At 50.7% G+C, this 14,113-nt stretch carries 13 protein-coding genes; 10 read left to right on the forward strand and 3 right to left on the reverse strand.

The window, feature by feature from the left end:
* The first annotated feature begins 12 nt into the window (after positions 1–12).
* From pepP to KO512_RS17065, 7 genes are all read left to right on the forward strand, one after another.
* Positions 13–1,332, forward strand: coding sequence for a Xaa-Pro aminopeptidase (pepP, locus tag KO512_RS17035; RefSeq protein ID WP_215953546.1), 1,320 nt, complete (start codon positions 13–15; stop codon positions 1,330–1,332).
* 59 nt (positions 1,333–1,391) lie between these two features.
* Positions 1,392–2,663 (forward strand): 2-octaprenyl-6-methoxyphenyl hydroxylase, encoded by a 1,272-nt coding sequence (gene ubiH, locus KO512_RS17040; protein ID WP_215953547.1) that lies wholly within the window; start codon positions 1,392–1,394, stop codon positions 2,661–2,663.
* Positions 2,664–2,711: 48 nt separating this feature from the next.
* Positions 2,712–3,971, forward strand: a complete 1,260-nt coding sequence (locus KO512_RS17045; RefSeq protein ID WP_215953548.1) for a UbiH/UbiF/VisC/COQ6 family ubiquinone biosynthesis hydroxylase — start codon at positions 2,712–2,714, stop codon at positions 3,969–3,971.
* Between the two features lie 203 nt (positions 3,972–4,174).
* Entirely contained in the window at positions 4,175–5,281 is a 1,107-nt protein-coding gene (gene gcvT, locus KO512_RS17050) for a glycine cleavage system aminomethyltransferase GcvT (RefSeq protein ID WP_215953600.1), read from the forward strand.
* A gap of 23 nt (positions 5,282–5,304) precedes the next feature.
* Positions 5,305–5,697: a glycine cleavage system protein GcvH gene (gene gcvH, locus KO512_RS17055; protein WP_215953549.1), complete on the forward strand. Its 393-nt coding sequence runs from the start codon at positions 5,305–5,307 to the stop codon at positions 5,695–5,697.
* Between the two features lie 118 nt (positions 5,698–5,815).
* Positions 5,816–7,006 (forward strand): class I SAM-dependent rRNA methyltransferase, encoded by a 1,191-nt coding sequence (locus KO512_RS17060; protein ID WP_215953550.1) that lies wholly within the window; start codon positions 5,816–5,818, stop codon positions 7,004–7,006.
* Between the two features lie 24 nt (positions 7,007–7,030).
* Positions 7,031–8,068 carry an NADP(H)-dependent aldo-keto reductase gene (locus tag KO512_RS17065; protein ID WP_215953551.1) on the forward strand — a complete coding sequence of 346 codons (1,038 nt, stop codon included), beginning with the start codon at positions 7,031–7,033 and terminating at the stop codon, positions 8,066–8,068.
* A gap of 67 nt (positions 8,069–8,135) precedes the next feature.
* On the opposite strand, the gene KO512_RS17070 is transcribed toward KO512_RS17065, so the two are convergent.
* Positions 8,136–8,519 carry a CBS domain-containing protein gene (locus tag KO512_RS17070; RefSeq protein WP_252735086.1) on the reverse strand — a complete coding sequence of 128 codons (384 nt, stop codon included), beginning with the start codon at positions 8,517–8,519 and terminating at the stop codon, positions 8,136–8,138.
* Positions 8,520–8,710: 191 nt separating this feature from the next.
* Entirely contained in the window at positions 8,711–9,364 is a 654-nt protein-coding gene (locus KO512_RS17075; RefSeq protein WP_215953553.1) for an HAD family hydrolase, read from the reverse strand.
* A gap of 164 nt (positions 9,365–9,528) precedes the next feature.
* Between KO512_RS17075 and rppH the strand changes: the two genes are divergently transcribed.
* Positions 9,529–10,032, forward strand: a complete 504-nt coding sequence (rppH, locus tag KO512_RS17080) for an RNA pyrophosphohydrolase (protein WP_215953554.1) — start codon at positions 9,529–9,531, stop codon at positions 10,030–10,032.
* 7 nt (positions 10,033–10,039) lie between these two features.
* Entirely contained in the window at positions 10,040–12,319 is a 2,280-nt protein-coding gene (gene ptsP, locus KO512_RS17085) for a phosphoenolpyruvate--protein phosphotransferase (RefSeq protein WP_215953555.1), read from the forward strand.
* A gap of 35 nt (positions 12,320–12,354) precedes the next feature.
* Here ptsP and KO512_RS17090 read toward each other — a convergent pair whose 3' ends face one another.
* On the reverse strand, positions 12,355–13,128 hold the full coding sequence (locus KO512_RS17090) for an NRDE family protein (protein ID WP_215953556.1): 774 nt from the start codon (positions 13,126–13,128) through the stop codon (positions 12,355–12,357).
* 175 nt (positions 13,129–13,303) lie between these two features.
* On the opposite strand from KO512_RS17090, the gene lgt reads away from it, so the two are divergent.
* Positions 13,304–14,101 (forward strand): prolipoprotein diacylglyceryl transferase, encoded by a 798-nt coding sequence (gene lgt / locus KO512_RS17095; protein ID WP_215953557.1) that lies wholly within the window; start codon positions 13,304–13,306, stop codon positions 14,099–14,101.
* The last annotated feature ends 12 nt before the right edge of the window (positions 14,102–14,113 follow it).

Raw genomic sequence — 14,113 nt, forward strand, 5'->3', positions numbered from 1 at the left:
GTGATTTTTACGATGCGAATTAGTCAGTCAGGTTTTGCCCTCCGTCGTCAGCAATTGATGGATAAGATGAGCCCCGGCAGTGTTGCGATTGTACCCTCGGCAAGCGAAGTGACTCGAAACCGAGATGTGGAATATCCATTTCGGCAAGACAGTGATTTTTATTACTTAACCGGCTTCAATGAGCCGGATGCGCTGTTGGTGTTAATCCCCAGTGAGAATCTTGGTCAGGTGGTAATATTCTGCCGTGACCGTGATCCTGAAATGGAGATCTGGCATGGTTATCGTGCAGGGCCATTGGGTGTTTGTAACCAGTATGGTGCGGATCATGCTTACCCTATTGCTGAGCTGGACGAGCGTATGGTTGAGCTGCTGCAGGGTAAGGAGCGACTCTATTACTCCATTGGTACCCATGAGCACCTCGATACCCAGGTGCATGGTTGGTTGAATGGCATTCGTAAAAATACTCGGCTCGGCGCAGAAGCACCGAACGAAATGGTGATGTTAGATACACTGTTACATGAGCAGCGACTGTTTAAATCGGCTGAGGAGGCCGATTTGATGCGGGCAGCGGGACGTATCTCTGCTGAAGCGCATGTTCGGGCGATGCAAGTTTGTAAGCCTGGTTTGACGGAGTACCAGCTAGAAGCGGAGATTACCCATCACTTTGCGATGAACGGCTGTCGCTTACCTGCTTACTCTTCGATTGTTGGCGGTGGTGATAACGCCTGTGTATTGCATTACACCGAGAACCAAGATGTGCTGAAAGAGGGCGATCTGGTGCTGATCGATGCCGGTTGTGAGTTGGATTACTATGCCGGCGATATTACCCGGACATTCCCCGTTTCTGGTAAATTCAGTGTCGAACAGAAAGCCCTATATGAATTGGTGCTGGCCTCGCAATTGGCCTGTATAGAAGCCATACGCCCTGGAGTGCCTTGGATCTGTATCCATGATAAGTCGGTAGAAGTGTTAACGCATGGTTTGATCGATCTAGGTTTACTGCACGGTGATCCTGAAGATTTGATTGAAACCGGTGCGTATCGAGAATTTTACATGCACCGTATCGGTCACTGGTTGGGTATGGATGTTCATGATGTCGGTGACTACAAGATTGATGGTGAGTGGCGCTCATTAGAGTCCGGTATGGTCTTGACCGTCGAGCCGGGGATCTACGTATCACCACAGAATGAAAGTGTTGATGAAAAGTGGCGCGGTATCGGTATTCGCATCGAGGACGATGTGTTGGTGACTGAGGATGGTTATGAGGTGCTCAGTGCCGCTGCGCCAAAAGGTGTTGACGAGATCGAAGCATTGATGAGCCGCTCAGTATGAAGAGCGTGCTGTCTCCTTTGCGATCAACGCGACGTTAAGTCTTAACAATCCGGGCCGTTATGAAACAGCATTACGATATTATAATCATTGGTGGTGGAATGGTGGGCGGAAGCCTAGCAGCCTCACTCATTCCGGCCGCGCAGCGTTTGGGGTTGTCGATCGCGGTGGTCGAAGCTTTTCCTATGCCAGAGGCGGGTAGCGCGGAATATCAGCCAAGCTATGATACCCGCTCGACGGCACTGTCCTATGGCAGTCGTTTGATCTATGAGCAGATAGGTATTTGGTCGCAGCTGCGAGAGCATCTCTGCCCCATTACCCATATCCACGTATCTGATAAAGGGCGCTTTGGCGCTACACGGTTGAATGCTCAGGATGAGCATGTCGCGGCGTTGGGTTATGTGGTGGAAAATCATTGGCTGGGACGGGTGTTGATGAACCGTTTGGCGCAGGACGATGCGGCACCGATTGATCTACTGTGTCCCGCAGAAGTCACCGATGTTGAGTCAGATGATGATTTGATGAGAGTCTCGTTGACGACATCAGACGGTGCTCAACAGATCACCGCTGAATTGGTGGTGATGGCCGATGGTGGTCGATCAGGATTGCGTGAGCAGTTGGGCATCGGTTATCAGCAGAAAAGTTATCAACAGCATGCGGTAGTCGCTAATATCAGCCCTGAAACTGGGCATGACAATATTGCTTATGAGCGTTTTACCGATACCGGTCCGATCGCGCTATTACCCCTTGAAGACTCTGCGTTAAGTGGTGATGTGTCTCGACAGCGTCTTCACCGGATGGGGCTGGTGTGGACGGTTCCCGATGAACAGATAGATGAGATTCTTGGATTGACGGATCCACAGTTTATCGAGCGGGTACATGAACGTTTTGGTTATCGTGCCGGGGTGTTTGTTAAGGTGGGCGAGCGTTTTAGCTACCCTCTTAAGCTAAGCGTTGCTGATGAACAGGTTCGACGAGGATTAATCGTTTTAGGTAATGCTGCCCATGCATTGCATCCGATCGCCGGTCAAGGCTATAACCTAGCGTTGCGCGGAGTAGTCGCTTTGGCGGCGGAGCTAATAGAGGCGCGTGAAGCGGGGGTTAACCTCGGGGATATCAACCATCTAACACGGTTTGCTGACCGAGTACGTAAAGATCAGCAAAAAACGATCGGTTTTAGTGATAAAACGATGCAGTTGTTTTCAAATGACAATCCGTTACTGGCGCTTGGTCGTAGTGCTGGTTTGCAACTGATGGATATCTGTCCCATGGCGAAAACGGTCTTTGCCCGTAGCGCGATGGGGCTGGATCAACCGACGCCGGATCTACGCTGAGGCGTTGCCTATCGTTTGGCTTTAGATCAGCCGTCTGTGAGGACTCAAATGACACAAGATAACACAACCGATCTGGTGATTGTCGGTGCTGGTATGGTGGGGCTAACGTTGGCTGCACTGCTGGCGGAAAGTGGCCTAAGTATCCGCATTCTAGAAAGCCGAGAGGTTGATGCGGCGCAGGCGTTGACCTGGGAGCAGTCTCAACGAGCGCAAGGTTATGATCCTCGGGTGAGTGCGTTGACGATTGCGTCACAACAAGTCTTAACGGTTGCGGGTGTCTGGCCGCAGATCGAACAGATGAGACTGATGCCTTACCGAGCGATGGATGTTTGGGATGGTGAGGGTACTGGGGCGATACGCTTCGATTGTACCGAGCTGCATGAACCCTGTTTAGGTCATATTGTTGAAAATCGAGTGACTCAGGCGGCTCTGTTGCAGCATATTACTCGTTTGCCTCATTGCCAATTATCGGAGGCTGTGGCGCTGACTGAGCTTTCAGAGCCCGATACTGAGGGACTACGTACACTGACCCTTAGCAATGGCGAAACCTTGCAGTCATGCTGTGTGGTAGCCGCCGATGGGGCTCTGTCGAATACTCGCCGGTTAGCCGGTATCGGCATGTGGGAGTGGGACTACGGCCATCATGCTATCGTTACGACGGTTACGACTGAGTTGCCCAATCAGGCAACCTGCTGGCAGCGTTTTACCGAGGATGGGCCGTTGGCATTTCTACCACTGTCAGATAGTCATCTTAGCTCAATTGTTTGGTCAACCTCGCCGGATCACGCTAAAGCGTTGATGGAACTGGATGATGATGCGTTTTGTCTGGCGTTGGAACGTGCTTTCGAGGGGCGTTTAGGGCGTATAACACACACCGACCCTCGGGCTGTTTTTCCTCTACGTCAGCGGCATGCTAAGCAGTATGTGAAAGCTGGTTTTGCGGCCATTGGCGATGCGGCCCATACGATTCACCCATTGGCAGGGCAGGGAGTGAACCTTGGTTTGATGGATGCGGCTGCGTTAGCGGAGACGATTCTCGAAGGACTTAAAGACGGCGTCGATTGGCATAGTGAATATCACTTGCGTCGTTTTCAGCGTGCCCGGCAAAGTGAAAATTTGCAGATGGCCGCGACGATGGAAGGCTTTAAGCGACTGTTCAATGCAGAAGGTCCATTGCCACGGTTGTTGCGTAATACCGGTATGACGTTAATGAATCGATGTTCGCCGGTGAAAAATCATATTGTACAGCAGGCCATGGGTTTATCTGGGCCGCTGCCGCGTTTGGCGCGCCGGCCGGTGAAAGAGTAAGGCTATTTGCGGGGCTGCTATCAAGTGCTGCATTAGCCTAAAAGACCCGCGGGAATCAAAGCGAAAATTTGCACTGGCGCTTGATTCTATATACATTGTCTGCCCTTTTTAAAAACAGCCCTTAGCTTTATTGCTGAATAACAATTAATAGCGTCAGCTACAGAGCGATCAGTTATTCGCTCAGGATAAGTGAGTTACGAATGATGGGACAGAAAACGGCACTTTACGACAAGCATTTACAGATGAATGCCAAGCTGGTGGACTTTGGTGGTTGGGATATGCCAATCCACTATGGTTCTCAGGTTGAAGAGCATCATATCGTCCGTAGCGATGCGGGTATGTTTGATGTTTCTCATATGACCGTAGTAGATGTCACCGGCGCCGATGCGAAAGAGTATCTGCGTTATCTACTGGCGAACGATGTCATCCGACTACAAGAGCAGGGTAAAGCGCTCTATAGTGGTATGTTGAATGAAACCGGCGGTGTGGTTGATGACTTGATCGTCTATCTCATGACTGAGCCTGATGTCACCGGTGAGTGGTTCCGGGTGGTGGTTAATTGTGGTACCCGTGAAAAAGATTTACGCTGGATGGCGGATCATACCGCCCAGTTCGATAACGTTGCCTTGACGGAACGTCCTGAATTGGCGATGGTGGCCATTCAGGGGCCGAATGCGTTGGCAAAGGTAACCTCGGTACTGAGTGAAGCGCGCGTTAAGTTGATTAACGATTTAAAGGTGTTTCAGGGGCGTGAGTCCGAAGGCTGGTTTTTTGCCAGAACAGGCTATACTGGCGAAGATGGGCTTGAGGTGATGGTGCCAGAGGAGTATGTTGCAGACTTCTGGCAAGCCTTGGCTGATGCTGGTGTGGCGCCTTGTGGATTAGGTGCGCGTGATACCTTGCGGCTTGAAGCGGGTATGAATCTATATGGTTCGGACATGGATGAGAAAGTCTCTCCACTGATGGCCAATATGGGTTGGACAATCGCTTGGGAGCCTGCAGAACGGGATTTTGTTGGCCGTAAAGCGCTTGAAAAACAGCGTGAGACTGGTGTAAAACAGAAACTGGTCGGTTTGGTGCTCGAAAGTCGAGGCGTGCTGCGTAGCCACCAAAAGGTCATGATTAATGGTGAGGAAGCCGGTGAAATTACCAGCGGTTCTTTCTCGCCAACACTGGGTTGTTCGATTGCAATGGCCCGGGTATCGGCTGATATAGCGGATACTTGCCATGTTGATATGCGTGGCAAACTGGTAGAAGTAAAAGTAGTTAAACCGTCATTTGTTCGCAATGGCGAGAAAGTGTATTCATAAACTCTCACAGTAGGAAAGAGAAAATGAGCGATATCCCAAGCGATCTGAAGTATGTTGCCAGCCATGAGTGGATCCGTGACGAGGGTGATGGTGTTGTAACTATCGGTATTACTGATCATGCCCAAGATCTTCTGGGTGATGTAGTGTTTGTTGAGCTGCCAGAAGTCGGCGCTGAATTTGCTACCGGTGATGACCTCGGTGTGGTTGAGTCGGTTAAAGCCGCATCCGATGTTTATGCGCCTTTAAGTGGTGAAATCCTCGCCATCAATGGTGATTTGGAAGATGCCCCTGAGTTAGTAAACAGCGATCCTTATGGTGATGGCTGGTTTGTTCGCTTGCGTCTGTCTGATACCACTGAAGTTGATGATCTGTTGGATGCTGACGGTTACGCGGAGTTGTGTGAAGCCGAAAGCTGATCCTTGTGTTGATCATGTATAACTAAGCCCTGCCACTGCGGGGCTTTCTGTTTTCTGGGCCAGCAGGATTTTCTGCTAACTGTCCACCTAATAACTGTCTTACAGAGGGTAACTCTCCTTGCAACAACTACGTTTGAATTCGGGCGCTGATAAGCGTCTACGCGGTGGCCATGTCTGGATCTACAGCAATGAAGTGAATACGCAGCTTACGCCGTTGAAACAGTTTTCTCCGGGTGAGCAGGTGGTCGTGGAAAGCTCTGCAGGCAAGCCATTAGGATTGGCGTACGTTAATCCTAATTCATTAATCTGTGGCCGTCTGGTGAGTCGTAGCGTGAAGATTCCGCTGGATCGCTCTTTGATTGTTCATCGCTTGAAGATTGCGTTGTCCTTGCGTGAAGCTTGTTTTGATCAGCCCTGTTATCGCCTTGTGTTCGGTGACAGTGATGGTTTGTCAGGCTTAGTGATCGATCGGTTCTTTGATATTTTTGTCGTGCAGATCTCAACGGCGGGGATGGAGCTATTTAAAGAGGATATCGTGGCAGCCTTGCAGAAGGTCTTTAAGCCGCAGGGTATTCTCTTCCGCAATGATGGCAAAATGCGCCAGACGGAAGGGTTGGAAAGCTATTCTGAGGTGGCCTTTGGTGAAGTCCCTGAACTAGTGCCTTTTGAAGAGAACGGTGTGTCATTTTTGGCCCCTGTACATAAAGGGCAGAAGACCGGTTGGTTTTATGATCACCGCTTAAACCGTGCGCGGATGCAGCAGCATGTTGAAGGCAAACGGGTGTTAGACCTGTTTAGCTATATCGGTGGCTGGGGTGTGCAGGCGTTGGCGGCTGGTGCTGAGCACGTAACCTGCTTGGATGCCTCTGAATTTGCCTTGGATGTTGCGCAGGAAAATGCTCAGTTGAACGGTGGCGCAGAGCGTTTTACCAGCATTCAGGGGGATGCTTTCGATGGTTGTAAAATGCTGTTGGAAGAGGGCGAAAAGTTTGACGTAGTGATTGTTGATCCACCGGCCTTTATTCAGCGACGTAAAGATATTCGTAATGGCGAACAAGCCTATAAGCGAATCAATCAGTTGGCGATGCGGCTGGTGGCTAAAAATGGCGTATTGATCTCAGCTTCTTGCTCAATGCATCTACAGCGTGAACGGCTGGTGGATATTATCCGTTCAGAAAGTCGGGCGTTGGATCGCCAAGCACAGATCTTCGATCAAGGTCATCAGGGCGGTGATCATCCTGTTCATCCCGCGATACCGGAAACCGATTATCTTAAATCCTACTTTGTCCGGTTGTTGCCGGTAACCTAAATCGATCTGAGGAAAGCACAGGCTATGGATTATAAATTACTCGGTGGTAGTGAGCTGAACGTCAGCCGTCTCTGTTTGGGCACCATGACTTTCGGCCAACAAAATACCGAAGCCGAAGCGCATCAACAGCTTGATTATGCTGTCGATGAGGGGATCAATTTTTTTGATACGGCGGAGATGTATCCGGTACCGCCAAACCCTGCGACACAGGGGCGTACGGAAGAGTACGTCGGTAGTTGGATCAAGGCGCGGGGCAACCGTGAGAAGATTATTTTGGCGACCAAGGTGAGCGGTCCCGCTGAGATGGCTTCGCATATTCGGCCGGGACTGTGTCTCGATAAAGCCAATATTCGACAGGCAATTACGGATAGCTTGCAGCGTTTGCAAACCGATTATGTCGATCTATATCAGATTCACTGGCCGGAACGGGCGACTAACTTTTTTGGTCAGTTGAATTATCGTCACCAGCCGGAACTAGACGGCACGCCGATACTTGAGACGCTTGAAGCGTTAAAGGAGTTGGTTGATGAAGGGCTCATCCGCTATGTCGGTTTGTCCAATGAGGTGCCTTGGGGTGTGATGAAGTTCCTCAGTTATGCTGAGGCACTGGGGTTACCGCGGGTCGTTTCGGTGCAAAACCCTTACAATCTGCTAAACCGTAAAGATGAGGTTGGCTTGAGTGAGGTGTTGCTGCGGGAGAACGTTGACCTTCTCGCGTATTCGCCTCTGGCGTTTGGTACGCTCAGCGGTAAGTATCTGGATGGCAGTGCCGGACCTGATGATCGGATCAATCAGTTTCCACGCTTTTCTCGGTACTTTACTGATATGGGGCTGAAAGCAACGGCGGAATATGTCCTACTGGCACGGGAGCATGGTCTTGATCCGGCGCAGATGGCGCTGGCGTTTGTTAATCAGCAGCCCTTTGTTGGCAGTAATATTATCGGCGCGACGAGTATGGCGCAGCTACAAAGCAATATTCGTTCTATCGACCTAGAGCTGTCTGCTGAGGTGCTTGAAGGGATTGATAGAATCGCTACGCAATACTCAAACCCTTGCCCCTGATAGCGTTAAGCTTTAATCGTAAAATGCGCTTTTTTAAGCGCATTTTTTGTGTCTGCAACTTGCCGCTTTACGCCGCTTGGCACTGCTTCAATTGGTTGTTCAAGGCAGCCATGACCTGACCCCGTTTAACTAAACCGATGAGTATGCCATTGTCGACGACGGGATAAATTTTGGGTTTGTTGGTCGCCATCATCTGCGCTAGCTCAAGCACGGTGAGGGTCGGTTTTACGCTAAGGGGTGCAGGTTGCATCATATCCTTTACCAGAACATGGCTGTCGCAGTGATAACTATCGCCTAGTAAAAAAGGTATGCAGTCGTGTTCTGACAGGAAGCCGGTGAGATGCTTTTGGGCATCAATCACGGGCAATCCGATCATATTGCTGTCGATAAGGTGGTCCACCGCTTGAGGCAGGGACATCTCTTCATGCAGTGGCGTTATGTGCGTAGACATAATGTCTCTAATTAGAATCATCGTCTTACTCTCCTGTGGTTGTTATATACAGTTTTGCAGTAAAACGAGGATTTAACCAATCAGCGCTGGCTATTCGCTTGATAGAGGCAGGCTACCGGATATAAAAATGCTCCGGCCCAGTGGGGCGGAGCATGATGAGATCTCGGTGCTTAACAGAGAGGATGGGGTTTTTAACGCAGGCTGATAATGGGCCAGCCATTCTCCTCAGCGGCTTGCTTGAGTAGCTCATCGGGATCGACAGCGACCGGATGAGTAACCCGTTCAAGCAGCGGTTTGTCATTGATGGAGTCACTATAGAAATAGCTGTCTTCCATTGAATGCCCCGTTTGTTCAAGCCAAGCGTTCAGGCGTTCAACTTTTCCTGCCTGAAAGCAGGGGGTGCCGCTCACTTTGCCGGTATAGCGGCCATCAATCATTTCCGGTTCGGTGGCCAGGGTGTCATCGACCCCGAGTAACGCGGCGATAGGGCCGGTGACAAAGCGGTTAGTGGCGGTAATGATTAGTAGATAGTCGCCCTGATCGCGGTGCTTTTGTAGCAGTGTAGCGGCTTTGTCCAGCATCATCGGGGCGATGGTGGTCTGCATAAACTCCTGATGCAGTTGCTCGAGCACTTCAGGCTCATGCTCGCTCAACGGTTTTAAAGCAAACTCTAGAAATTCGACGATGTCTAAGGTGCCGGATTTATATTGTTGGTAAAAATAATCATTCGCTTGGCGGTAGGCTTGGGTATCGACAATACCCTTAGTGCACAAAAACTCGCCCCAGGCGTGATCGCTATCGCCATTTAACAGGGTGTTATCTAGATCGAAAATCGCCAGGCTCAAGGTTATCTCTCCAATATAAAGTCAGCTTAAAAACGCAGCGCTAAGAATAGTGGCTCATGGATAAGGTGGCAATTATTAATCCTGAATTTTATCAACCAGCTTAATTTGCTGTACTACCTGAAGTTGTGGAACAATAGCGTAAAAGAATTTGTAAGGAATTCACCGTGATAGATTCAGATGGGTTCAGGCCGAATGTCGGTATCATTCTGGCGAACTCGATGGGTCAGGTGCTTTGGGCTAGACGTATAGGGCAAAATGCATGGCAGTTCCCTCAAGGGGGGATTAACGTGGAAGAATCGCCGGAACAGGCGATGTATCGGGAACTTAAAGAGGAGATTGGGCTTTCACCAGAGGATGTTGAGGTGATCGCTGTTACCCGAGGCTGGCTTCGTTACCGGCTACCCAAACGCATGATAAGACACCATTCCCATCCGGTTTGTGTAGGACAGAAACAAAAGTGGTTTTTACTGCGCATGTTGAGTGATGACAGCGCAGTTGTGATAGATTCAACAAACTCACCCGAGTTTGATGGCTGGCGTTGGGTGAGCTATTGGTACCCTCTTGGCCAAGTAGTGGCGTTTAAGCGGGATGTGTATCGTAAAGCGATGCGCGAATTATCACCAAAGTTGACCCGGCTGGTTCTTGGGGGCTGGTATTTAAAGGAGTAAGCACTGCATGCTGGAAACGCTACGCAAAATTGTACAGGAGGTTAACGCCGCACCAGATCTTGAGTCGGTGTTGGATGTTATTGTCCGCCGTGTGCAGCGTGCGATTCGTACCGATGTATGCTCTATCTATCTCCTCGATCGGCAACGCGAACGCTATGTATTGATGGCGACCCAGGGGTTGAACCAGAAGTCGGTTGGGCGCGTTTCACTCTCGGTTGAAGAAGGTGTTGTCGGGATGGTGGGGCAGCGTGCTGAGCCGATCAACCTCGAGGACGCTGCGGCCCATAGCGCATTTACTTACCTCAAAGGTACCGGCGAAAAGAAGTTCCATGCTTTTCTTGGGGTGCCGATTATTCACCATCGAACCCTGTTGGGAGTGTTGGTTGTTCAGCAGAAACTGATTCGTAAGTTTGATGAATCAGAAGAAGCCTTTATGGTGACAATGTCGGCCCAGTTGGCCGGTGTGATCGCCCATGCGGAGGCAACCGGCTCTATTCTGCAGATCTCCGATCATACTAAGAACGAAGCTGATCGTAAGTTTGAAGGCGTCTCTGGATGTATTGGTGTCGCTATTGGCCCGGCGGTGGTGATGACACCGCTGGCGGATCTGGATGGCGTGCCGGATCGTAAAGTTGATGATATTAAGGCCGAAGTTGCCACCTTTAAGCGGGCGCTGGCGCAGGTGCGGCGGGATATCAAACGGGTGGGTCGCAGCCTAGCGAAACGTTTACGCTCAGAAGAGCGAGAGCTGTTTGATGTCTATATCCGTATGCTCGATGACAATGCGTTGGGTGGTGAGATTATCGCCCGTATTAAAGCGGGAAGCTGGGCTCAAGGAGCGCTAAAGCAGGTTATCGGCGAGCATGTGCAGCAGTTCTCGATGATGGATGATCCTTACCTGCGGGAGCGGGCCACGGATATTAAAGATTTGGGTCGGCGTATGTTGACCTTCCTGCAAGAGTCTGGCCCTGCGTTATCAGAGATCGTCTTTCCAGAAAATACGATTCTGGTCGCTGATGAACTAACACCTGCCATGTTGGGAGAAGTGCCGACGGAAAAGTTGGTCGGTTTGATCTCGGTACATGGCTCCGGTAACTCCCATGCCGCAATTCTCGCCCGTTCAATGGGTATCCCAACGCTCATGGGGGTGGTTGATCTTCCCTATACTCGGGTTGAAGGGTTGAATGTCATTCTTGATGGTTACTCCGGTCGGGCATTTATCAATCCATCTGATGATCTGATCGAGTGTTATCAAGAGGTTATCCGTGAGGAGGACGAAGTTAATGCGGGACTCGAAGGGCTAAAGGAGCTACCTGCAGAAACCACCGATGGTTACCGTATGCCGCTGTGGGTTAATACCGGCTTGATTGCGGATGTTGCCCGAGCCCTCGATCGCGGTGCTGAGGGAATCGGCCTCTATCGAACAGAGATTCCCTTTATGATTCGGGACTTCTTCCCCAGTGAGCAGGATCAGATGGAGACCTATCGCAAGCAGCTAGAAGCTTTTGCCCCCCGTCCGGTAACGATGAGAACACTGGATATCGGTGGCGATAAGCCGTTGTCCTACTTTCCGATTCAAGAAGATAACCCTTTTCTTGGCTGGCGCGGCATCCGAGTGACGCTGGATCATCCTGAAATCTTTCTGGTGCAGATCCGTGCCATGCTGCGTGCGGCCGAAGGGTTGGATAATCTGCGTATCATGTTGCCGATGGTCACTAGTGTACGCGAAGTGGATGAATCTAAGCGGCTGATTGCTCAAGCAGTGGAAGGCCTTCGTGAAGAGGGACATAACATCAATCAGCCATTGATTGGTGTGATGATTGAGGTGCCAGCAGCGGTGTATCAGGTGCGTCGTTTTGCCCGGCGAGTGGATTTTATCTCGGTGGGCTCGAATGATTTGACCCAGTACCTGTTAGCGGTTGATCGCAATAACCCACGGGTGGCCGATCTCTACGTGCCCTATCATCCAGCGGTGCTGAAAGCGTTGCAGTTTATCGTGCTAGAAGCGCATAAAGAAAATGTCTCGGTGAGTATCTGTGGCGAGATGGCGGCAGACCCTGCGGGCGCTATTCTCTTGATGGCCATGGGCTACGATGTGCTGTCAATGAACGCAACCAACCTACCTAAGGTGAAGTTTGCTCTGCGGGGGATTAGTTTTGAGCGGGCTAAAACGTTGCTGAATGAGATTATCGTGATGGGCGATGCTGATAAGATCCAGGCGGCGTTGAGTAGTCGACTGAAAGAGCTAGGGCTGGGTCAGCTTACTCGGCCTGCTATTCCTGATTAAACGCCCGTTGACTGTGGCTACAGCGATCGTACCCGTTACTCTGTCATGAAGGCAGTGCGGGTATCGAAACTAAAGGCATTACGCTCGGTTTCCCCCAAGGCATCATAACTCTGCTCGACGACTTCCGTGACCCCATTGTGTTTGATTAATATCGCGGTGGTGGCACGGGTGCCATAATTCTCTGAACGAATAAAACTGGCTGAGAGACGGCGCTCTAGCGGCAGAGCGATACCGGTTTTTGGTAGTAGCTCATCAGGATAGGTGGCGGGGTTCTGCATCAGTTTTATCAGCGCGTCGGCATCGAATGTCCCGCTATCAATACAGTTTTTTAAAGCCTGTTTGGCGGCGACTAATTTCGGCCAAGAGGTGTCGAAGACAGCATTGCTGATACCGTGAATGCCGTGCGGAACCGGTTGTAAGGGGGCGGCTCTATTCGAGAGATAGCAGAGTTGTTGTCCATCATCGATCAGTTGGTTGAAGCCATCGAAGCGGTGCGGCTCGCTGGTCTCAATAAAGGCGCGGCTGCTAAGGTCGCTGAGGAGAAACTGTAGCGGCAGATTTCCTCTGGAACTTTGTCCCTGCGGCTGACTCAAACCGTTGCGATGATTGGTGAGGGCAGAGAAGCGGCCGCTACGGGTGAGTCCGAGCCAAGTGCCACCTTGCTCTAAGTCTTGACCAGCCAGTAATTCCGGCTGCTCTGGCCAGTATTGCATCGCGCGGGTAGGGCGGCTGTAAAACTCATCCCGATTGGCCGTTAGGATCAGTTTATAGTCTGGGTGGTAGTTGTAAGCGAATAGGATTAGACACACGGCGGGCTCTCTCTTTTTGGCGGGCACGGGGCAATCATGACAAATATGACGGCGTATTGCTAAAGCGGATGAATCTCGGTTTCATTTAAAACCAATATTTGTCATTTATCTATTGTAGGATGCGCCATGAACATGGTTTTATCCGGCAGATTCAGAATAAAGGAAGTCAGTTTTAATGTGGGTGCATGATATAGATCCGATTGCGGTGGCGTTGGGGCCGTTAAAAATTCATTGGTATGGGCTGATGTATCTGGTGGGCTTTACCTCGGCCTGGTATCTCGGTGGTAAACGTGCACGTCGCCCCGGTTCCGGTTGGACCGAAGAGCAGATCTCCGATCTGATTTTCTGGGGTGCAATTGGGGTCGTTCTTGGTGGCCGCTTTGGTTATGTGGTGTTTTATAACTTCGATCAATTCCTTAATGATCCACTCTGGTTATTTGCTGTCTGGGAAGGCGGCATGTCATTCCACGGCGGTTTGTTAGGGGTGATTGCGGCGATTGGTTATTTCTCCCATAAATATAAGAAGAGCTACTTCGATATCGGTGACTTTGTTGCGCCGTTGATTCCCATTGGCTTAGGTGCCGGACGTATCGGTAACTTTATTGGTGGGGAGCTGTGGGGGCGGCCGACTGATCAGAGCTGGGGCGTTATTTTCCCCCGCGCTGGTGATGCGTTAGCCCGCCATCCTTCGCAACTGTATGAGTTTGCCTTAGAGGGCGTCGTACTGTTTACCGTGCTGTGGTTCTATTCTGCTAAGCCTCGGCCCAAGATGGCGGTCTCTGGGATGTTCTTGCTGTGTTACGGTCTGTTTCGTTCGAGCGTTGAGTTCTTTCGCCAGCCGGATGTTCAGCTGGGCTATGTGGCGTTGGACTGGTTGACGATGGGGCAGTTGTTGTCGTTGCCTATGATTGTGTTGGGTGCAGTGCTGTTGCTATGGGCTTATAAACGAGATGGTGCAGCCCGAGTAGGCTAGTACGCTCGATGA

This window comes from Amphritea atlantica, from assembly GCF_018860855.1.
In the GTDB taxonomy this organism is placed as follows: domain Bacteria; phylum Pseudomonadota; class Gammaproteobacteria; order Pseudomonadales; family Balneatricaceae; genus Amphritea; species Amphritea atlantica_A.

What these genes read in the sequence shown, in the direction of transcription:
- pepP (WP_215953546.1), top strand. Translation starts at nt 13, where the DNA reads ATGCGAATTAGTCAGTCAGGTTTTGCCCTCCGTCGTCAGCAATTGATG.
- ubiH (WP_215953547.1), top strand. Translation starts at nt 1,392, where the DNA reads ATGAAACAGCATTACGATATTATAATCATTGGTGGTGGAATGGTGGGC.
- KO512_RS17045 (WP_215953548.1), top strand. Translation starts at nt 2,712, where the DNA reads ATGACACAAGATAACACAACCGATCTGGTGATTGTCGGTGCTGGTATG.
- gcvT (WP_215953600.1), top strand. Translation starts at nt 4,175, where the DNA reads ATGGGACAGAAAACGGCACTTTACGACAAGCATTTACAGATGAATGCC.
- gcvH (WP_215953549.1), top strand. Translation starts at nt 5,305, where the DNA reads ATGAGCGATATCCCAAGCGATCTGAAGTATGTTGCCAGCCATGAGTGG.
- KO512_RS17065 (WP_215953551.1), top strand. Translation starts at nt 7,031, where the DNA reads ATGGATTATAAATTACTCGGTGGTAGTGAGCTGAACGTCAGCCGTCTC.
- KO512_RS17070 (WP_252735086.1), bottom strand. Translation starts at nt 8,519, where the DNA reads ATGTCTACGCACATAACGCCACTGCATGAAGAGATGTCCCTGCCTCAA.
- ptsP (WP_215953555.1), top strand. Translation starts at nt 10,040, where the DNA reads ATGCTGGAAACGCTACGCAAAATTGTACAGGAGGTTAACGCCGCACCA.
- lgt (WP_215953557.1), top strand. Translation starts at nt 13,304, where the DNA reads ATGTGGGTGCATGATATAGATCCGATTGCGGTGGCGTTGGGGCCGTTA.